The 19,974-nt window shown below is 60.7% G+C and carries 13 protein-coding genes; 2 read left to right on the top strand and 11 right to left on the bottom strand.

What is annotated here, in order from left to right; translation table 11 throughout:
- Window positions 1–587: 587 nt before the first annotated feature.
- The 6 genes from NJC38_RS11245 to NJC38_RS11220 form a co-directional block, all read right to left on the bottom strand.
- The gene (locus tag NJC38_RS11245; RefSeq protein WP_045486883.1) at window positions 588–1,304 is read right to left on the bottom strand and encodes an ABC transporter ATP-binding protein; all 717 of its coding nucleotides are present in this window, start codon (window positions 1,302–1,304) and stop codon (window positions 588–590) included.
- A complete protein-coding gene (locus tag NJC38_RS11240) occupies window positions 1,301–2,176 on the bottom strand; it encodes an ATP-binding cassette domain-containing protein (RefSeq protein WP_253114595.1) in 876 nt (291 codons plus the stop codon). Before NJC38_RS11240 ends, NJC38_RS11245 begins: the two co-directional genes overlap by 4 nt.
- Window positions 2,173–3,471: a high-affinity branched-chain amino acid ABC transporter permease LivM gene (gene livM, locus NJC38_RS11235; protein ID WP_045486879.1), complete on the bottom strand. Its 1,299-nt coding sequence runs from the start codon at window positions 3,469–3,471 to the stop codon at window positions 2,173–2,175. Before livM ends, NJC38_RS11240 begins: the two co-directional genes overlap by 4 nt.
- A 2-nt stretch (window positions 3,472–3,473) precedes the next feature.
- Window positions 3,474–4,388 (bottom strand): branched-chain amino acid ABC transporter permease, encoded by a 915-nt coding sequence (locus NJC38_RS11230; RefSeq protein ID WP_045486877.1) that lies wholly within the window; start codon window positions 4,386–4,388, stop codon window positions 3,474–3,476.
- Between the two features lie 128 nt (window positions 4,389–4,516).
- A complete protein-coding gene (locus NJC38_RS11225; RefSeq protein ID WP_045486875.1) occupies window positions 4,517–5,653 on the bottom strand; it encodes a branched-chain amino acid ABC transporter substrate-binding protein in 1,137 nt (378 codons plus the stop codon).
- Window positions 5,654–6,157: 504 nt separating this feature from the next.
- Entirely contained in the window at window positions 6,158–7,132 is a 975-nt protein-coding gene (locus NJC38_RS11220; protein ID WP_253114583.1) for a hypothetical protein, read from the bottom strand.
- 363 nt (window positions 7,133–7,495) lie between these two features.
- Between NJC38_RS11220 and pncB the strand changes: the two genes are divergently transcribed.
- Window positions 7,496–8,707, top strand: coding sequence for a nicotinate phosphoribosyltransferase (pncB, locus tag NJC38_RS11215; RefSeq protein WP_045486870.1), 1,212 nt, complete (start codon window positions 7,496–7,498; stop codon window positions 8,705–8,707).
- 29 nt (window positions 8,708–8,736) lie between these two features.
- Window positions 8,737–9,564, top strand: coding sequence for an ammonia-dependent NAD(+) synthetase (nadE, locus tag NJC38_RS11210; protein WP_045486867.1), 828 nt, complete (start codon window positions 8,737–8,739; stop codon window positions 9,562–9,564).
- 51 nt (window positions 9,565–9,615) lie between these two features.
- Here the strand turns inward: nadE and azu are convergent, their stop codons facing one another.
- The 5 genes from azu to NJC38_RS11185 all read right to left on the bottom strand — a co-directional run bounded on the left by azu (window position 9,616) and on the right by NJC38_RS11185 (window position 19,817).
- Window positions 9,616–10,062 (bottom strand): azurin, encoded by a 447-nt coding sequence (azu, locus tag NJC38_RS11205; RefSeq protein WP_045486865.1) that lies wholly within the window; start codon window positions 10,060–10,062, stop codon window positions 9,616–9,618.
- Between the two features lie 433 nt (window positions 10,063–10,495).
- Window positions 10,496–11,407: a transglutaminase family protein gene (locus tag NJC38_RS11200; protein ID WP_253114580.1), complete on the bottom strand. Its 912-nt coding sequence runs from the start codon at window positions 11,405–11,407 to the stop codon at window positions 10,496–10,498.
- The gene (locus NJC38_RS11195; protein WP_045486859.1) at window positions 11,407–13,902 is read right to left on the bottom strand and encodes a circularly permuted type 2 ATP-grasp protein; all 2,496 of its coding nucleotides are present in this window, start codon (window positions 13,900–13,902) and stop codon (window positions 11,407–11,409) included. Before NJC38_RS11195 ends, NJC38_RS11200 begins: the two co-directional genes overlap by 1 nt.
- Before the next feature lie 103 nt (window positions 13,903–14,005).
- Window positions 14,006–17,296, bottom strand: coding sequence for a transglutaminase family protein (locus tag NJC38_RS11190; RefSeq protein WP_253114578.1), 3,291 nt, complete (start codon window positions 17,294–17,296; stop codon window positions 14,006–14,008).
- 202 nt (window positions 17,297–17,498) lie between these two features.
- Window positions 17,499–19,817 (bottom strand): YgiQ family radical SAM protein, encoded by a 2,319-nt coding sequence (locus NJC38_RS11185; RefSeq protein ID WP_045486853.1) that lies wholly within the window; start codon window positions 19,815–19,817, stop codon window positions 17,499–17,501.
- Window positions 19,818–19,974 lie beyond the last annotated feature (157 nt).

Below are 19,974 nucleotides of genomic sequence, written 5' to 3'. Positions count from 1 at the left end.
AAGCCATGCAGTTCGTGGCCTGTAGCTGGTTTTACTCACCTTATCCACAGTCAGGCCCACAATTTCCGTGAGCAACTCTGAAACCGGCAAAGCCTTGCGTGACGCGGGCTGCAGGGCCTCAGGAAAAGTTTTTTGCTTGACTTGCGCTGCCTGGTTGTTACGAGCCGTTCATGGATGTTTAGCGAAAATACGTCGCAGCCCTTTGGGTACTTGGCATTGCCGAGTCTTTCCAAGGCTTTCCCACAGAGTTATCCACAGGATGACAGGCACCTGATACTGTATCAATAACCAGCGCTCAAACGATTGACAAACGCTCTGATACGCTTGAAAAAAACCGCTGATCATTTTTTAACCATAGCGCTATAAGCCTTGTATATAAAGGCCTACAGATAAATGCCACCAAGTTATCAACAGTCAGTTCCACAGTAATCCTGAACAAGTCAAAAGCGTGACAAAACAGGCCGTTACAGCGGCTTTATGTCGCGCTCCAGCGCTGCGCCAAAAAGGTTTTCCACAATCGGAAAAAATGACGCCCCGGACGATAACCGGCCGGGGCGTGGATAACTGCTGTTGAAAACTTGACGCGATCAATGCCCGCCCAGATAAGCGTTGCGCACCTCCTCGTTGCAGAGCAGCTCCTGGCCGGTGCCAGACAGGCGAATCTCGCCGTTGACCATCACATAAGCGCGGTCAGACAGCTTCAGGGCGTGGTTGGCGTTCTGCTCGACCAGAAAGATGGTCATGCCGGTAGAGGCCAGCTCGCGCAGGATCGAAAAGATCTGTTTGACGATGATCGGTGCCAGGCCAAGGCTCGGCTCATCGAGCAGCAGCAGTTTGGGCCGGCTCATCAGCGCCCGGGCAATGGCCAGCATCTGCTGCTCGCCACCCGACATGGTCATCGCTCGCTGGTTGCGCCGCTCCTTGAGCCGGGGAAACAACTCGAACATACGCTGCATGTCTTCGCCGCAGTGCTTGTCGCCAATCGGAATGGTGCCCATCAGCAGGTTCTCTTCCACTGACATGTCGGGGAACACCCGGCGGCCCTCCGGTGACTGGGCAATACCGTTGGAAGCGATGTAGTGCGAGGACTTCTGGGTGATGTCGGTGCCCTGATAGAGAATCTGCCCGCTGGCCGCCCGCGGCTGGCCGAAAATCGACATCAGCAGGGTCGACTTGCCGGCCCCGTTGGCACCGATCAGGCTAACCGTCTCGCCTTCATCGATGTGCAGCGACACCTTCTTGAGCGCCTGGATCGGCCCGTAGAACACGTCGATCTCTTTCAATTCGAGGATCGGTTGACTCATACCAGTTCCTCTTCCTCAGCGCCCAGATAGGCAGCAATCACTTTGGGGTCGTTACGAATGTCTTGTGGCTTGCCCGCCGCAATCACGTTGCCGTGGTCGAGCACCACGATGTCATCGGAAATGCTCATGACCATCCCCATATCGTGCTCGATCAGCACGATCGTCATGTCGTGTTCATCGCGCAGCTTGCGGATCATGCCGCTCAGGGCTTCGGTTTCCTGCGGGTTGAGGCCGGCAGCCGGCTCGTCGAGGCAAATCACCTGGGGCCGGGTACACATGGCCCGGGCGATTTCCAGACGCCGTTGCTGGCCGTAGGACAACTCACCGGCCAGGCGGTTGGCACAGTCCACCAGATCCACCACTTCGAGCCAGTAGAATGCGGTATTCAAAGCGTCCTCTTCGGCCTTGCGATAGCCAGGGGTGTTGAGGATACCGCTGAGCAAGTTGCGGTTGACCCACATGTGCTGGGCCACCAACAGGTTCTCCACCACGGACATTTCCTTGAACAGGCGAATGTTCTGGAACGTCCTTGCCAGCCCTGCGCGGTTCACCAGGTGAGTACCGCCGAACATCTTGTAGTACAGCCGGCGGAAAAAGCTCGGTGGCGAGATAAAGTCGGTCGGCTGGAAAGACTCGCCCAGCAGCTTGATGACGTTGGTGGTTTTGCCACGGGTGTGCAGCTCGATGCGCCCGCCAGTGGCCTTGTAAAAGCCGGTCAGGCAGTTGAACACGGTGGTCTTGCCGGCGCCGTTGGGGCCGATCAGGGCGAAGATCGAATTGCGCCGCACTTGCAGGCTGACGTCACTCAACGCCTTGATACCGCCAAAGTGCATCATCAGGTGCTCGACCGAAAGTACGATTTCCTGGCTCATTGCGCCGCTCCTCCCTGCACCAGAACACCCTTGCGAGGCTTGACGCCGGTGCGGCTGATACGGATCAGGCCGCGTGGCCGCCAGATCATCATCAATACCATCAGGATGCCGAACAGCAGCACCCGATATTCAGCGAAGCTACGCAGCAGTTCAGGGGCAACCGTCAGCACGAACGCCGCGATCACCACGCCGACCGTCGAGCCCATGCCACCCAGTACCACGATGGCGAGGATCAGTGCCGACTCGAAAAAGGTGAACGAGGTCGGGTTGACGAAGCCTTGATAGCTGGCGAAAAACACCCCGGCAAGACCGGCAGTGGAGGCACCGATGGTGAATGCCGAGAGTTTGACCAGCACATGGTTCAGGCCCATGGCACGACAGGCGATCTCGTCCTCACGCAGCGCTTCCCAGGCACGCCCGATAGGCATACGGGTCAGGCGATGCTTGATGAACAGCACCGCCAGCACCACGATGAACAGCACCGCATAGATGAACAGGAATTTCAGGTCAGGGTTGTATTCGAAGCCAAAGTACTCGTGGATCGGCACCCCGCCCTCTCTCGCCCTGCGCCCGAACTCCAGACCGAAGAAGGTCGGCGACGGCACCGGCACACCATTGGGACCACCGGTGAACGACAGCCAGTTGTTGAGCACCAGGCGAATGATCTCGCCAAAACCCAGGGTCACGATGGCCAGATAATCACCGTGCATGCGCAACACCGGAAAGCCCAGGATACAGCCCGCCAGTGCCGCAGCAATGGCCGCCAAGGGCAAGGCCGACCAGAAACCCAGGCCCAGATACTGGTAACCCAGCGCCAGACCGTAGGCGCCGATGGCGTAAAACGCCACGTACCCCAGATCGAGCAGGCCAGCCAGACCGACCACGATGTTCAGCCCCAGGCCGAGCAACACGTAGATCAGGCCAAGAATGACCACGGTCAGCAGGTACTTGTTGGCAAATACCGGAAAGATCACGGCAATGACGATCAGGGCCGGGATAATCCAGTACAGGCTCGACTTGTGATCAGGCTTGAGCACATGCACCCCTGCGCCACCGGACTCCATGCCCTGGGCCAGCCGCTGGCCACGCGCCGTTTGCAGGAACAGGCTGAGCAGCAGGCGCCCGACCATTACCACGGCGACAAACATCGCCACCTTGGCAGGCTCAAGATTGAAGCTGTAGCCATCCAGGACCACGCCGACGATAGGACCGAACACGATCAGCGCGAGCAGGCCGGCCAGCACCGCGTCGATCAGGCTTTTCTTGTAATCGATTGGTTTAGTAGGAGCTGACATGCTTACACCTTAGCCACGAGTGGGCGGCCCAGCAGGCCCTGCGGACGGAAGATCAGGATCAGCACCAGCAGGCTGAAGCTGAACACGTCTTTGTAGTCAGAGTTGATCATCCCGGAGAACTGCGCCTCAGCCACGCCAAGAATCAGCCCGCCGAGCATCGCCCCCGGCAGTGAGCCGATGCCGCCCAGCACGGCAGCAGTGAATGCCTTGATGCCGATCACGAAGCCGGCGTAGAAGTCGAAGGTGCCGTAGTTCATGGTGATCAGTACACCGGCCAGCGCCGCCATGGCCGCACCGATGATGAACACGTAGGAAATCACCCGGTCAGTGTTGATGCCCAGAATCGAGGCCATCTTGCGGTCCTGCTGGGTGGCGCGGCACATCCGGCCCAGCTTGGTGCACTGGATGATGTAAGTCAGGATCGCCATGCCGGCAAAGGCGGCGATCAGGATAAAGATCTTGGTGTAGGTGATCTGCACGAAGCCGCTGCCAATCTCGAAACGCCAGGCGCCTTCGAGCAGGGTCGGTACGCCTTGCTGGCGGGCACCCTGGCTGATCTGGGCGTAGTTTTGCAGAATCAGCGAAATACCGATGGCACTGATCAGCGGTGCCAGACGGGTCGAGTTACGCAGTGGCTTGTAGGCCACCCGCTCGATCACAAAGCCGTAGACCCCGGTGACCACAATGGTGAACACCAGGGTGCCGAGAATCAGTAAGGGAAAGGACTCAAGCCCGAAAAATGCCAGCACCGCCAGACCGATGGCGGTCAGGTAGGCAGAGATCATGTACACATCGCCGTGGGCGAAGTTGATCATGCCGATAATGCCGTAGACCATCGTGTAACCGATGGCGATCAGGCCGTAGACCGACCCGAGGGTCAGGCCGTTGACCATTTGTTGCAGGAAAATACCGTCCATCACGCACGCTCACACACTTGAAAGCCGCTCAGGGTCCTGCCCGCCGCGCCTTTAAAGGCGCAGCGAACAGGTGCAAAGGGAACAATCCAGGTCACCCCCGCAGGGTGCGAGGGTGTGGCGGGCCCGGATTACTTCTGCTGGTCCAGTTGCTTGTATTTACCGTTGGCGTCCCACTGGTAAACGACATAGTCGGAGGTTTTCAGGTCACCCTTGGTGTCCCACTCCTTCTTGCCCATCACCGTCTGCACCGGATTGGCCTTGAGCCACTCGGCCGCCTTGTCGCCCTTGTTGGCCTTGGCACCGTTGAAGCCGGCAGCCAGTGCCTGCACTGAAGCGTAGGCATACAGGGTGTAACCTTCAGGCTCGTACCCGGACTTGCGGAACTCGTCGACCACTGCCTTGCTGTCAGGCAGCAGACGCGGGTCGGCGCCGAAAGTCATGTACACGCCATCGACGTTTTTCGCGCCGCCCGCGGTGGTGACCAACTCGTCGGTGACGATACCGTCATCGGACATGAACTTGACGTCCTTCAGGCCCTGCTCACGCAACTGGCGGACCAGCGGGCCGGCTTCGGGGTGCAGCCCACCGAAATAGACCACTTCAGCGCCAGTGGAGCGGATCTTGGTGACCAGCGCACTGAAGTCTTTTTCGCCACGGGTAAGACCTTCGTACAACACCTCTTTCACACCGCGCTTGGCCAGTTGCGCACGGGTCGCATCGGCAAGGCCCTGACCATAGGTGTCTTTGTCATGGATGACCGCGACCTTCTTGGCCTTGAGCACGTCGACGATGTAGTCGCCGGCGACGATACCCTGCTGGTCGTCACGGCCACACATACGGAACATTTCTTTCAGGCCACGCTCGGTCACCGTCGGGTTGGTGGAGCCAGGGGTGATGGCGATTACGCCAGCATCGCTGTAGACCTCAGAGGCCGGAATGGTAGAAGACGAGCAAAAGTGCCCGACCACCCCCACGACCTTGTCCTGATCGACCAGGCGGTTGGCCACGGCCACGGCCTGCTTGGGTTCGCAGGCATCATCTCCGGCCACCAGGACAATCTTCTCGCCATTGATGCCGCCTGCCTTGTTGATCGCATCGGCGGCCGCCTGGGCGCCCTTCATGTACTGCTCACCAAACGATGCATTAGCCCCTGTCATGGGCCCCGCAACGCCGATCTTCACGTCAGCCTGGGCAAAAGACGACACGCCCAATGCAGTTGCCACTGCGATTGCCAGAAAGCCTTTACGGTAGAACGTCTGCGACATGAGTGGTGCTCCTGAGGTTTTTTTAATTAGCACTGCAACTACGCCATAGGCTTGAGCAAGCCTCGTGCCATCATTTTTTTATTTTTCAAAAACTCACGATCCAGGGGACGTACGGTTGCTGATAATCCAGCAAACCAAGAGGTGCAACCCTCTGGATCAACGGGTTGCAACCACACAACAAAAAAGCGCAACCAGAACGACAAAAAGCAGCAACCCCGCCCTCACACGAAGAGCAACCCAACTGTAACCGGCGCTGTCACCGAACTGCACACCGGCGGTGCGCGAACGCTACGGGACGCACCATTTTGAGATTAGTGGATTGTTAGCGTAACGCGGCAAAACCTTTCGACGGGTGTCGTCAGGCCGCCAGCCGCACGGGCAAAATCCAGCGGCTATTGATAAACCCTTGATCGACGGCGGGCAAACGAGGTTTGTGCCGAATGTCATTCCATTCGGGCATGAAGTTGCCTTGGTGCTATGGAATCGCCCAGCAAGGCCTTCGCATTACGGCTCATCCCAGAAAACGGCATCCCTCAGACTGTCCAGACCACGCCCGGTCTGGAAAGAAAAAGGGCGCTCCAGGGTAGCCACTTCGCGGGTGCACTGCTGATGCATTCTTGAATAACGCAACACGGGATTGGCAATGTCCGATACATCAATGGATGTCAGAGTGAAGCTGATGTTCTCTACGCCATACATAGGAACAGCCCAGGCTCCCCAAGAGCGCTGTGGGGGCTCGAGTTGAAAATGTACCTGCAGCCGACCTTCGTTCAACAACCTGCGCAGGTCAGCATCCTCGATACTCAGTAAAACAGGCACTTTCATCAGCTGTTCGGGCATTGAAGGCCGCAAGGAGCGAACTTCACCGTACACGTTGGGTTTGCGCGCGCCGGAAAACGCTGCACCCTCGATCCGCTCGATACTGGAGTAGGAGACCGACGTCGGACGCTGAAGCCTTAAAGTGACGGCGCATACTGCCCGCTCGCCGGTATCACCAGGCCGATAAGGTTTCAGGCTTTGCGGGTCCAGTAAGTTGACCGAAAAATAACCCGAGGTATTGAACGTCACCAAGCTCTTCATGCCCGCCATTGACAGCTTGCTGGTGACCTCCTCGATAGCGGTCTTGTCAGTCGTCAGGGACATACGAAAGTTGGCGTGCCGACGCGACTCGATCAGGCCGATGAGATAGCTCTTTATCGCCTCTTGCTGTTGAGCATCAAGAGCCCCTTGAACCATCTTGATATGCACAACACTCTGATCATCCCTGTCTCGCCTGATCTTCAGCGCGCCCGGCGCAATACCCATTTTCTCGAACTGATTGGCCAGTTGTGATTCATGAGAGCGGGCGGACGCCGGCGGTAATACACGACCGTCGTGCGTGACCGGACCTGAAAAATTCAGGCTTATCCAGCGCTCTTGGCCTTTGCAACCGACCAGCATCAGCATGGGCAAGAGGATCAGACTTGTGAGCAGTTTCATCGGACTTCCTTTTCCTGATTGATCAACGCACAGATCCGGGACAGCCGAAACGAGCCATCAGACCAGACGCAGGCGCGTTTTATACGCGCCGCAGCCAAGGCCTTGAAAGCGAATCAGAAAAAATGGATGCATCCTATTTAAATAGGTAAAAAAGCCTACGGTGTTGATCGTCATTTCTGCATTGCCGAGCTGAGTGCATCGCTGACACACCTTTGAACAAAGCGCCCCACCAAATGCCGTTCGCTGGCATCATGATCGCCTCGACACACTCGCGACTCGAGTTGCCACATTCGCTGCCCGGTGATGTCGGATTGTTTTTCGCCTGGACCGCATCCTTTGAGCGGTCATGCTGGAGCTATCCCGATGAGCGAGAGCGCTTTCTCCGAGAGCATCGTGCAAAACCTGATCGACACCGATTTCTACAAGCTCACCATGATGCAGGCGGTGTTGCATAACTATCCCAATGTGGATGTGGAGTGGGAGTTCCGCTGCCGCAATGGCGAGGATCTGCGCCCGTACCTGCCTGAAATCGAACGGCAGATCGAGCGGCTGTGCAATCTGTCGCTCGGCAAGGAGCAACTGGGCTTTCTGGAGCGCATCAGTTTTCTGAAACCGGACTTTCTGCGCTTTCTGGGCCTGTTTCGCTTTAACACCCGCTATGTAGACGCCAGCATCGAAGACGGTGAATTGCGCATTCGGCTGCACGGCCCCTGGCTGCACGTGATCCTGTTCGAGGTGCCACTGCTGGCCATCGTCAGTGAGGTGCGCAACCGCCACAAGCATCCAGACATCCTGCTCGCTCAGGCCAGCGATCATCTGTACGCCAAGTTCGACTGGCTCAAGGCCAATGCCAGTGCCGAAGAACTGGCCGAGTTCAAGGTCGCTGACTTCGGTACCCGGCGACGCTTCTCCTATGCCGTGCAGGAAACTGTGGTCCAGGCCCTCAAGGATGATTTTCCCGGACAGTTCGTCGGCACCAGTAATGTGCACCTGGCTCAACAAAAAGACATCAAACCGCTGGGCACCATGGCTCATGAGTGGATCATGGCCCACCAACAACTCGGCCCGCGACTGATCGACAGCCAGAGCGCCGCCCTGGATTGCTGGGTGCGTGAGTACCGCGGCCTGCTGGGCATCGCCCTGACCGACTGCATCACCACCGATGCCTTCCTGAACGATTTCGATCTGTACTTCGCCAAACTGTTTGACGGTTTGCGTCACGACTCGGGTGATCCGGTACAGTGGGGCGAAAAATGCATAGCCCATTACCGCAAGCTGGGCATCGACCCGATGAGCAAGACGCTGGTGTTCTCAGACGGCCTGAGCCTGCCCAAGGCCTTGCAGATTTTCCGTGCCCTGCGTGGGCGCATCAACGTCAGCTTCGGCATTGGCACCAATTTGACCGCCGATATCCCCGGCGTCGCGCCGATGAACATGGTGCTGAAGATGACAGCCTGTGCCGGCCAGCCGGTGGCGAAGATTTCCGATGAGCCGGGCAAGGCCCAATGCAAGGATCCCAACTTCGTTGCCTACCTGCGCCACGTGTTCAAGGTGCCGACCATTGCCGGCGAGTGAGCCTTTCGATTTTCAACAAGGAGAGCCCCATGCAAGCCCTGCAACGCCAGATTGCCGAACAACTCAAGGTTCAGCCGCCGTTCGCCGATGAGGCAGCGCTGCAAGCCGACCTGACCCGCCGGGTCGAATTCATCAAGCAATGCCTGCGCAATGCGCGGCTCAAGACCCTGGTACTGGGCATCAGCGGCGGCGTCGACTCACTGACCGCCGGCCTGATGGCCCAGCGCGCGGTGCGCGAGCTGCGTGAAAGCACTGGCGACAACGGCTACCGCTTCGTTGCGGTGCGTCTGCCTTACCACGTGCAACAGGATGAACACGAAGCCACCGCCGCCGTGGACTTCATCAACCCGGACGAGCGTCACACCGTGAACATCGCACCAAGCGTCCAGGCGCTGGTCGCCGAGGTTCGGGCCTTCGATGCGCAGCACGCCGGTGCGGTGGACTTCGTGGTGGGCAACACCAAGGCACGCACCCGTATGGTGGCGCAATACACCATTGCTGGCGCATACCAGGGGTTGGTGATCGGCACCGACCACGCCGCCGAAGCGGTGATGGGCTTCTTCACCAAATTCGGTGACGGCGCTTGCGACCTGGCGCCTTTGAGCGGCCTGGTGAAAAACCAGGTACGGGCGATTGCCCGCAGCTTCGGTGCACCGGAGTATCTGGTGGAAAAAGTACCGACCGCCGACCTGGAAGACCTGGCACCGGGCAAGCCGGACGAAGCCTCGCATGGCGTGACTTATGTCGAGATCGATGCCTTCCTGCATGGCCAGCAGGTCAGTGAAGAGGCGTTCCGGATCATCAGCGAAACCTACGCCAAGACCGCTCACAAACGCGAACTGCCTTACGCGCCGTAACAGGCTGAACCAGCGAACTCATCCGCAACAGGGATGAGCTCGCCGGGCGGGTCACTTGAGGATCAAGTCGCCCTGCATCATCGCCACATGGCCGGGGAACGAGCAGAAGAACTTGTATTTTTCTGCGGCATCGAGCTTGGTCGCATCGAAGGTCAGCGATGTGGTTTCGCCGCCGCCGATCAGTTTGGTGTGGGCGATGATCCGCGCATCGCCCTCTTTGAGGTAATCCTTGTCGACCCCGGCGCCCATGCCGTCGGTGGCGATGCCCTGCACATCCGCCGCCTTGCTCAGCACCAGGTTATGGCCCATGACGTTCTTGGGCAGAGTGCCGACGTGCTTGAGTTCGACCGTGAACGTCTTGCAGCTCTTGTCGACGTCAATGGACTTGCTGGTGAACTGCATCATGTCGTTGGAATCGACAGTGGCCTTGCATTCGGCCGCCAGCAGTTGGCCGCTGGCCAGCGTCAGCAAAGACACGGCGAGAAGTTTGCGAATCATGGAAATCTCCTGAAAGGGTACTCGGTCTTGCTCCAAGACTGCCTGATAGACGGGCCGGTTCCAATGACCTGCGTCAACGTGCCTACCGCCGGGCACTATCGGTGCCATACAGACAATCAAACAGCCAGACGGCGGCCAGCCTACTAGGCTTGCGGCATCAAGTCATGGAGCCATCATCATGTCGGTAAGCGAACTGTTAAGCCGTGTTTTCGCCGCCTATGCCTGCGCTGCCAGCGCGCATTGTCCATACGACTCTCTCGACCAGCCATAGGTGCTGCGCTTTCGCGGTGAAGGACGAGGTAATGCCGATCAGTTAAGGTCGGCGCAATCTCTGTGGGAACGAGCTCGCTCATGAAGAGGCTGGTAAAGTCACAGCATCTGCTGCGAATGCGCCGCTGTCTTCGCCAGCAACCGGAGCGCCGTTCGGCCTCGCCTACGCATTGCGCATCTGCGCTTCCTCCAGCGGCATCACGGTCACTCGCACTTCAGGGTCATGACTGCCGCCGCCGAGGATGACGCCACGCAGCGGCGACACGTCGGAGAAGTCGCGGCCCCAGGCCAGAGTGATGTGTTCCAGCGCTGGCTGGATATTGTTGGTCGGGTCGAAATCGACCCAGCCTGACGCCGGGCAATACACCGAGACCCAGGCGTGGGAGGCGTCAGCGCCGATCAGGCGTGGCTGGCCAGGAGGTGGCTGGGTCAGCAGGTAGCCGCTGACGTAACGCGCCGCCAGGCCGCGTGAGCGCAGGCAGGCGAGCATCATATGAGCGAAGTCCTGACACACCCCGCGACGCCGCTCCAGCACCTCCAGCAGCGGCGTCGCCACTTGCGTGGCTTCGGCGTCGAAGGTGAATTCACGAAAGATCTTTTCCATCAGCGCCTGGGCCCCCTGCAGCACCGGCCGGCCGGGCGGGAAGCAATCGTCGGAAAATTCGGCAAAGGCCCGTTTGAGATGCACATAAGGCGACTCGAAACGGAAGCGGCAGGCATCCAGGCTGCCGGCATCCATCGGCCGGGCGCTGTAGCTCAATGCCGCGCAGGCCAGCTCCCATTCGCTGGACAGGCGAAAGTCCAGCTCCGGACGCGCCAGCACCTCGACCTGCAAGCGGGCGTTGATCTGTAGTTCATCGTGCGGGCGCTCGAACGCCAGCCGGGTGACCGGGTTACCGAACACATCCAGCTCGTCGCGACGCATGGTGGGTATCGGGCTGATGTCCAGATGCTGTTCAGTGCAGTGCTGCCAGCGATTGCTGCGCGGCCAGAGATGCGCCAGCTGCTGCGCCAATGACACCGCACTGTCATAGCGGTAATGGGTATCGTGGAAAATCTGGTAACGGGCACTCATCAGACGGACACCGTGCGCTGGCTGATATCATCGACATGGGCAAAATGGCGCAATGCCAGGCGATCGGACACCAGCCCGCTGGCATCGCCGACGCTTTGCAACAGCTCAGCCAGGGCGTCGAGTGCAGCCTGCACGCCGCTGTCGCCGAACAGCGGATTTTCCAGGTTGCCGAGGTCGACACTGGCCAGGCGCCTGGCCAGGTTCGCCAGGCTGTGATCACGCGGCGCGTCGAAGGCTTCGTTCAGCCGGCGCAGCGAGCGCGACACCTGTTTGAGCTGGAACAGCACGGCATGCGGGTTCTGCTCATCGAGCAGCAGCAGGTCAAGGACCGGAATCAACTGCGGCACCGCCATGTAACGCGAGCGGTAGGTGATGCTGCTGTTGCCCAGTTCCAGCAGCCATTCCAGCGCGGCCTGATCCTTGACCGCTGCGCCACGCAGGTAGCCTGCCAGCGCAGTGCTGAGAAACCGCAAGCGCTCGATGCGCCGGCCAATCATCAGAAAGCTCCAGCCTTCATCACGGGTCATGTCGTCCAGGGCAAAGCCGGACAAGGCCGCCAGCGACATGACCAGACGGTTGAGAAAGTCCAGCAACTCGCCAAAGTCCGGCTCGGCGGTTTCCAGACTCTGAGCCTCTTGTTGCAGTTCGACCAGCGCCTGCCAGTTCTCCCTCGACAGCTTGCCGCGCACCTGCGAGGCCGCCCACTGCAAGCGCTGCAGGTTGGCGCGCAGGCTGAACACCCACTCCTTGCCTGCCAGCGCACTGAACAGTCGCTGCGGCAGGGTCTCGCCCTCCTCGGCATCAGGCAGCAAACCCAGACGCTCGGCCAGCTCCACCGCCGCTTGCAAGGCCAAGGGGTCGTCACCGTCGACATAGCGGGTCAGCATGATGCGCAACAACCGCGCGCTGTCGTCGCAGCGCTCACTGTAGCGACCGAACCAATAGAGGTTTTCCACCACCCGCGAAGGCAGGTAAGGATCGCGGCGGATCAGGTCATGCACACCGATCACCCGACGCCCCTTCCAGGGTTCGCTGGCCGGCGTGCGCTCACCCAGCACCCAGGTGTCCTTGCTGGCCCCGCCGCGCTGCATCGAGACCGCATCGGCATTGGCCAGTGCTGCCACCCGGGTCAGCCCGCCCGGCAGCACCCGATAGCCCATCGTATCCGCCACGGCGTAAAGCCGCATGCCGATGGCCCGCGCCTGCAGGCTCTGCCCATCGTCCTGCAATACCGGCGCCTGGGATAACTGCGCCAGTTCCTGGGCCACGTAGGCATAGGGCCGGGCCTGGATGCGCTGCGCCAGCGTATCACGCTGAGCCTCATCCAGATCGCGGCCAAGAATCGGGATAAAGCGCTGCGAAGGAAACGCCGGCTTGAACAGTAGCTCGGGCATCTTTTCCAGGGCCTGGGCCAGCACCGGTGGCTCGCCGCACCACCAGGTGGCAATCGACGGCAGGATCAATGGCTCGCCCAACAACCGCTCACTGATTTTCGGCAGAAAACCCAGTAACCCGGGCGACTCCAGCACCCCGCTGCCCAGCGCATTGGCCACCAGTACCTGGCCCTGACGCACCGCCTCCAGCAACCCCGGCACCCCCAGCGCAGAGTCGGTGCGCAGTTCCAGCGGGTCGCAGAAGTCGTCATCGAGACGGCGCATGATGGCATGCACCCGGCGTAGCCCACTGAGGGTCTTCAGGTAGACACGCGCATCACGCACGGTCAGGTCGCCGCCTTCGACCAGCGGATAACCCAGATGGCGGGCCAGGTACAGGTGTTCGAAATAGCTTTCGTTGAAGCGCCCCGGCGTCAGCACCACCACCAGCGGCGCCTCATCGCCAGCCGGCGCCTGACGGGCCAGGGTCTGTTGCAACGTGTCGAAAAAGCCGGTCAGGTGCCGGACCTTCATGTCACGGTAGCTGTCGGGCAACGCCCGGCCAACGATCTGGCGGTTCTCCAGAGCATAACCGGCCCCCGACGGTGCCTGGGTACGGTCGGCGGTCACCCACCAGCGGCCGTCGGGCGTGCGTGCCAGATCCACCGCATACATGTGCAGATAGGTGCTGTCTGGCGTCAACACACCCTGGCAAGGCCAGAGGAAGTTGTTATGGCCAAATACCAGCTCGGCAGGCAGCAGACCTTCGGCGATCAGGCGCTGTGGGCCGTACAGGTCGGCCAGCACCGCGTTGAGCAGGCGTGCGCGCTGGGCGATGCCGGCTTCGATATGGCGCCACTCGTCGGCGTCGATCACATGCGGCAGCAAGTCCAGCTCCCAAGGCCGGTCAGCGCCCTTGGGGTCGGCATAGACGTTGTAGGTGACGCCGTTTTCCTGGATCTGCCGGCTCAGCAATGCCTGGCGCTGCATCAACTGCGCCGGGCTGCTGCGTTGCAGTTGCTCGTGCAAACGGCGCCAGTGACTGCGCAACTGCCGCTGTTCATCGAGCATCTCGTGGTAGGTTCCCGATGAAAACGGGTAGCGATCGAGCAGATCAGGCATGCAGGTCTCGGCAGGCGACTATGAGGACTTCAGGTTAACTCACACGCGTTTCATTTGCGGTGTCGCCAGGCAGCCGGCGGTAAAGCCAGGCTGCCGTTCATGCTCAACTGCGGCGAACGGGTTGATGACGACGCATATCCAGCGTCATCGGCAGCTCGTCGCTAATGTTGAGCGGCGCCACACTGATCTTGCCCGGTGTATGACCGATTCGCTGAAAACGCGCCAGGCGTCGACTCTGCGCTTCATTGCCATTGACTGGCAAGGTCTCGAAGTTGCGGCCGCCCGGATGCGCGACATGATACTCGCAGCCACCCAACGAGCGCTGCATCCAGGTATCGACCAGATCGAACACCAGCGGCGCATGCACACCAATGGTCGGTTGCAGGCAACTGGCCGGCTGCCAGGCGCGATAGCGCACCCCGGCGACAAACTCCCCGGCCTGCCCGGTCGGTTGCAGCGGCACCGGTATACCGTTGCAGGTCAGCACGTAACGCTGCGGCGCCAGCCCCTTGAGGTGTACCTGAACGCGCTCCAGTGATGAATCCACATAGCGCACAGCGCCGGAACCTGAGCCTTCCTCCCCCAGTACATGCCAGGGTTCCAGCGCCTGATGCAGTTGCAGCTCGATGCCATTGACCGCGTAGTCGCCCAGCTTGGGAAAGCGAAACTCCAGGTGTGCGGCGAACCACTCGCTCTTGAGCGGGTAACCGGCCTGATTGAGTTCGGTGATCACATCCGCGAAATCCTGCTCAATGAAGTACGGCAGCATGAACCGGTCATGCAGCTCTGTACCCCAACGCGCCAAGCGTTGCGGCGCGTAGGGTTCACGCCAGAAACGCGCCACCAGCGCGCGCAGCAACAACTGCTGGGCCAGACTCATGCGGGCATGCGGCGGCATCTCGAAGCCGCGCAGCTCCAGCAGCCCCAGGCGACCGCTGCTGCTGTCCGGCGAATAGAGTTTGTCGATGCAGAACTCCGCCCGATGAGTATTGCCCGTCACATCGATAAGCAGGTTACGCAGCAAGCGATCGACCAGCCACGGCGCGACCTCTTCACCCGGTGCCGGGAACTGGGCAAAGGCGATCTCCAGCTCGTACAGCGAGTCATTGCGCGCTTCGTCGATGCGCGGCGCCTGGGAGGTCGGGCCGATGAACAGCCCCGAGAACAGGTAAGACAGCGAGGGGTGGTTGTGCCAGTAGCTGATCAGGCTGCGCAGCAGATCGGGGCGGCGCAGAAATGGCGAGTCTGCCGGGGTCGCGCCGCCCAGCACGAAGTGATTGCCGCCCCCGGTGCCAACATGCCGGCCGTCGATCATGAACTTCTCGGTGGTCAGCCGCGTCAGGCGTGCTTGCTCGTAGAGAAAGCCGGTACGCTCGACCAGCTCGCTCCAGCTCGCCGAAGGCTGAACATTGACCTCGATGACCCCAGGATCGGGGGTGATCCTGAAGTTCGCCAGCCGCGGGTCGCCGGGCGGCTCGTAACCTTCCAGCAACACCGGGCATTTGAGTTCTTCGGCGGTGGCCTCGATCACCGCCACCAACGCCAGATACTCTTCGAGCTTCTGCAGCGGCGGCATGAACAGATACAGGCGCCCGTTGCGGGCCTCGGCGCACAGCGCGGTCCGGGTCAGCCAGTCGGCCGACTCATCAATGAGCGGCGCATGCTCATTCTCCTGGCTACCAGACAGCGCAGGCTCATCGGCAAGTTCAGCCAGCTCGGCAAACGGCTGGTTCGGGTCTTCAGGATGGATAAACGGATACTCGGCCGCGCTCACCCAGGGCTGCGAAGCCAGCGGCAAACGGTAGCCCAGCGCCGAGTCACCCGGCACCAGACGGCAATGCTGGCCGCGCAGATACCAGCGCCCGCTCTGCCAATGCTTGCCGTCCGCGGTGCGGGCCAGTGGCAACACCTGGCCGACCACCTTGTCCAGCCCCTGAGTGAATACCTTGCGCAGCCGGGCGCGCTCCAGCTCATCGTCCAGCCGTGAGTCTTCAGCGCTGACATTGACCGGCAACTGCCCTTCACGCCAGAGGTAGTAAAGGTTGTCTTCATAAGCCGCAAACACGAAGCGCGGGGCTACGCCCAAGCGCTCGGCGACACTGGCCAGAAAGCGCCCGGCCAACTCGCTGTCGGCGCCATGGTCGCGGTTTTCATCAGCGATCAGCGCCGGGTTGCGCCACACCGGCTGGCCGTCCTTGCGCCAGAAGCAGTTCAGCGACCAACGCGGCAATTGCTCGCCGGGGTACCACTTGCCCTGCCCGAAATGCACCAGTGACTGCGGCGCGTAATGCTCACGCAGGCGCTGGAACAGTTCAGCCGACAGACGCCGCTTGTTCGGCCCCAGGGCTGCGGTGCTCCACTCCTGACCATCACGGTCGTCAATCGACACGAAGGTCGGCTCGCCGCCCATGGTCAGGCGCACATCACCTTCTTGCAGGTCGTGATCGATCTGTTCGCCAAGGGCCAGAATTTCGGCCCATTGCTCATCGCTGTAGGGCTGGGTGACCCGCGGCGCTTCCCAGATCCGCTGCACTGACATGCTGTGGCTGAACTCGCTTTCGCACGGCTCCAGAACCCCGCTGATTGGTGCCGCCGAGGAAGGCTCGGGGCTGCACGCCAGTGGAATATGCCCTTCGCCCGCCAGCAAGCCCGAGGTCGCATCCAGGCCGACCCAGCCCGCGCCTGGCAGGTACACCTCGCACCAGGCGTGCAGATCGGTGAAATCGACCTCGGTGCCCGACGGCCCGTCGAGGGCCTGGACGTCAGCCTTGAGCTGGATCAGGTAGCCCGAAACGAAACGCGCTGCCAGGCCTAAATGACGCAGCAGTTGTACCAGCAGCCAGGCCGAGTCGCGGCACGAGCCCGAGGCATTCTCCAGGGTTTGTTCAGGGGTCTGTACACCAGGCTCCATACGGATCAGGTAGCTGATGTCAGCGTGCACGCGCTGGTTGAGCGCCACCAGAAAGTCGATGCTTGCCAACGGCTCACGGCTGATGCCGTCAAGATAGGCGGCAAACTTCGGCGTCAGCGGCAGCTTTTCCAGAAACGAGCTCAGCTCGCGCTGCTCATCAGCGCTGTAGGCGAACGGGATCTTCTCGGCATATGGCTCAAGAAAGAAATCGAACGGGTTGAACACCACCATTTCCGCGACCAGATCGACCTCGATACGCAGTTCGCGGGTCTTCTCGGGAAACACCAGACGGGCCAGGTAATTGCCCTGCGGGTCCTGTTGCCAGTTGATGAAGTGCTCTTGCGGTTGCACCTTCAGGGAGTACGAGAGGATCCGCGTGCGGCTGTGCGCCGCCGGGCGCAGGCGAACCACCTGCGGGCCCAGAGCAATAGGGCGCTCGTAACGGTAATGGGTAACATGGTGCAAGGCGATGTGAATCGACACGGCGAGCCTCCTGCGAGCCTGGACAGTCCCTGGGCCGCGCAAGACTTATGCCATCGTCGGCATGCACGACGCCCGAGGCGTGGGTGATGGCTAGTCAGTCAAGCAGAGCACCAGGATTACGCCACACCATGCTCTGAATAGGGGTGGATGCACAAGAACGGAGCCGAAATAAAAACGCCAACCCGAAGGTTGGCGTGTTCATTTAGCGCGGCAGCACGGGCTGACGGGCCGGCTTCTTGCCGCCCTTCTTGTTGGCCTGGGCGCGCTCGCGCGCGGCTTCCTTGTGGCGGGCTTCGGCGGCGGCCTTGGCCTGCTCGCGCTTGTCCCACGGCTTGCTGCCATCGCTGCCACGCGGTGGCAGGCCGGTGTGCTGGGTCAGGATCTTGCCACCACCGTTCCCGGTCGCGCTGCCCTTGCCCACCTTGTGGCTGCCCGACGGCGTGGAGTTCTTGCGCCGGGCACTCTGGTAGCTGTCGGTGGCCGGCTGATGCAGCGGAATCAGTTGATCCTTGCCCGGCCCGATCAGGTCGCTACGCCCCATGCGCTCCAGCGCCTCGCGCAGCATCGGCCAGCCTTTGGGGTCGTGATAGCGCAGGAACGCCTTGTGCAGACGGCGCTGCTCATCGCTCTTGACGATGTTCACCCCTTCACTCTTATAGGTGACCTTGCGCAGCGGGTTCTTGCCCGAGTGGTACATCGCGGTGGCCGAAGCCATCGGCGACGGGTAGAACGCCTGTACCTGGTCGGCGCGGAAGCCGTTGCGCTTGAGCCACAGCGCCAGATTCATCATGTCTTCGTCGGTGGTGCCGGGGTGGGCCGCGATGAAGTACGGAATCAGATACTGCTCCTTGCCCGCTTCTTTCGAGAACTTCTCGAACATGCGCTTGAAGCGGTCGTAGCTGCCGATGCCCGGCTTCATCATCTGGTTGAGTGGACCTTCCTCGGTATGCTCCGGGGCAATCTTCAGGTAACCGCCGACGTGGTGGGTTACCAGCTCCTTCACATACTCCGGCGACTCCACGGCCAGGTCGTAACGCAGACCCGAGGCAATCAGAATCTTCTTCACCCCCGGCAACGCGCGAGCACTGCGGTACAGCTGGATCAGCGCAGAGTGATCGGTATTGAGGTTCGGGCAGATGCCCGGGAACACGCACGATGGCTTGCGGCACGCGGATTCGATTTCCGGGCTCTTGCAGGCAATGCGGTACATGTTGGCGGTCGGCCCGCCGAGGTCGGAAATCACCCCGGTAAAGCCTGGCACCTTATCGCGGATCTCTTCGATTTCGCGGATGATCGACTCGTGGGAGCGGTTCTGGATGATCCGCCCCTCGTGCTCGGTGATCGAGCAGAAGGTGCAGCCACCGAAGCAGCCACGCATGATGTTCACCGAGAAACGGATCATCTCGTAGGCAGGAATCTTCTCCTTGCCGTACGCCGGGTGCGGTACTCGCGCATAAGGCATGCCGAACACGTAGTCCATTTCTTCGGTGGTCATCGGAATCGGTGGCGGGTTCAGCCAGATATCCGTGTCGCCATGCTTCTGCACCAGCGCCCGCGCGTTGCCGGGGTTGGTTTCCAGGTGCAGCACGCGGTTGGCGTGGGCGTAGAGCACCGGGTCGTTGCGCACTTTCTCGAAGGACGGCAGACGGATCACGGTCTTGTCGCGGGTCATGCGCGGGCTTTCGAGGATCTGCACGACCTTGGCTTCGTTGGGGTCCTCGACCTCGCCCTTGGCCTGCTCGATGGCGCAGGCCTGGGTGTCCTGAGTGTTCACATAGGGGTTGATGATCTTGTCGACCTTGCCCGGCCGGTCAATGCGGGTCGAGTCGACTTCATACCAGCCTTTGGGGGTATCACGGCGCACGAACACAGTGCCGCGAATATCGGTGATGTCTTCGATCTTCTCACCCCACGACAGGCGCTGGGCCACCTCGACCACGGCGCGCTCGGCGTTGCCGTACAGCAGGATATCGGCGCAGGCATCGACCAGGATCGAATGCCGCACTTTGTCCTGCCAGTAGTCATAGTGGGCAATGCGGCGCAGCGAAGCCTCAATGCCGCCGAGGATGATCGGCACATGCTTGTAGGCTTCCTTGCAGCGCTGGCTATACACCAGGCTGGCGCGGTCCGGACGCTTGCCGGCCATGCCGCCGGGCGTATAGGCGTCATCGGAACGGATTTTCTTGTCCGCCGTATAGCGGTTGATCATCGAGTCCATGTTGCCCGCTGCAACGCCGAAAAACAGATTCGGCTCGCCAAGCTTCATGAAGTCGTCCTTGGACTGCCAGTCAGGCTGGGCAATGATCCCGACGCGGAAGCCCTGAGACTCCAGCAGCCGGCCAATGATCGCCATGCCGAAGGAGGGATGATCGACATAAGCATCACCGGTAACGATGATGATGTCGCAGGAATCCCAGCCCAGTTGATCCATCTCTTCCCGGCTCATCGGCAGGAAAGGCGCTGGTCCGAAACATTCGGCCCAGTACTTGGGATAGTCAAATAACGGCTTGGCTGCTTGCATGGCGGTGCCCAGTCTCGGAGTGCAGGAAAATCGCGGGCGCGGAATATAGCACAAATTTTGACCACATCCGACGGTAATGGTCGGATTTGTCAGCTTGTTTGGGGTTGCTGCGCACCCGGCAAAGCTTCGCGTTTTTATATGACAGCCGGGCCGGTGT

It is taken from the genome of Pseudomonas sp. 21LCFQ010, assembly GCF_024129905.1.
GTDB lineage: Bacteria > Pseudomonadota > Gammaproteobacteria > Pseudomonadales > Pseudomonadaceae > Aquipseudomonas.
Note: the sequence above shows the minus strand (reverse complement) of the source record. Positions and strands in the feature narration are given on the sequence as shown.

Coding starts and splice junctions, on each gene's coding strand:
- NJC38_RS11245 (WP_045486883.1), bottom strand. CDS start 1,304: ATGAGTCAACCGATCCTCGAATTGAAAGAGATCGACGTGTTCTACGGG.
- NJC38_RS11240 (WP_253114595.1), bottom strand. CDS start 2,176: ATGAGCCAGGAAATCGTACTTTCGGTCGAGCACCTGATGATGCACTTT.
- livM (WP_045486879.1), bottom strand. CDS start 3,471: ATGTCAGCTCCTACTAAACCAATCGATTACAAGAAAAGCCTGATCGAC.
- NJC38_RS11230 (WP_045486877.1), bottom strand. CDS start 4,388: ATGGACGGTATTTTCCTGCAACAAATGGTCAACGGCCTGACCCTCGGG.
- NJC38_RS11225 (WP_045486875.1), bottom strand. CDS start 5,653: ATGTCGCAGACGTTCTACCGTAAAGGCTTTCTGGCAATCGCAGTGGCA.
- NJC38_RS11220 (WP_253114583.1), bottom strand. CDS start 7,132: ATGAAACTGCTCACAAGTCTGATCCTCTTGCCCATGCTGATGCTGGTC.
- pncB (WP_045486870.1), top strand. CDS start 7,496: ATGAGCGAGAGCGCTTTCTCCGAGAGCATCGTGCAAAACCTGATCGAC.
- nadE (WP_045486867.1), top strand. CDS start 8,737: ATGCAAGCCCTGCAACGCCAGATTGCCGAACAACTCAAGGTTCAGCCG.
- azu (WP_045486865.1), bottom strand. CDS start 10,062: ATGATTCGCAAACTTCTCGCCGTGTCTTTGCTGACGCTGGCCAGCGGC.
- NJC38_RS11200 (WP_253114580.1), bottom strand. CDS start 11,407: ATGAGTGCCCGTTACCAGATTTTCCACGATACCCATTACCGCTATGAC.
- NJC38_RS11195 (WP_045486859.1), bottom strand. CDS start 13,902: ATGCCTGATCTGCTCGATCGCTACCCGTTTTCATCGGGAACCTACCAC.
- NJC38_RS11185 (WP_045486853.1), bottom strand. CDS start 19,817: ATGCAAGCAGCCAAGCCGTTATTTGACTATCCCAAGTACTGGGCCGAA.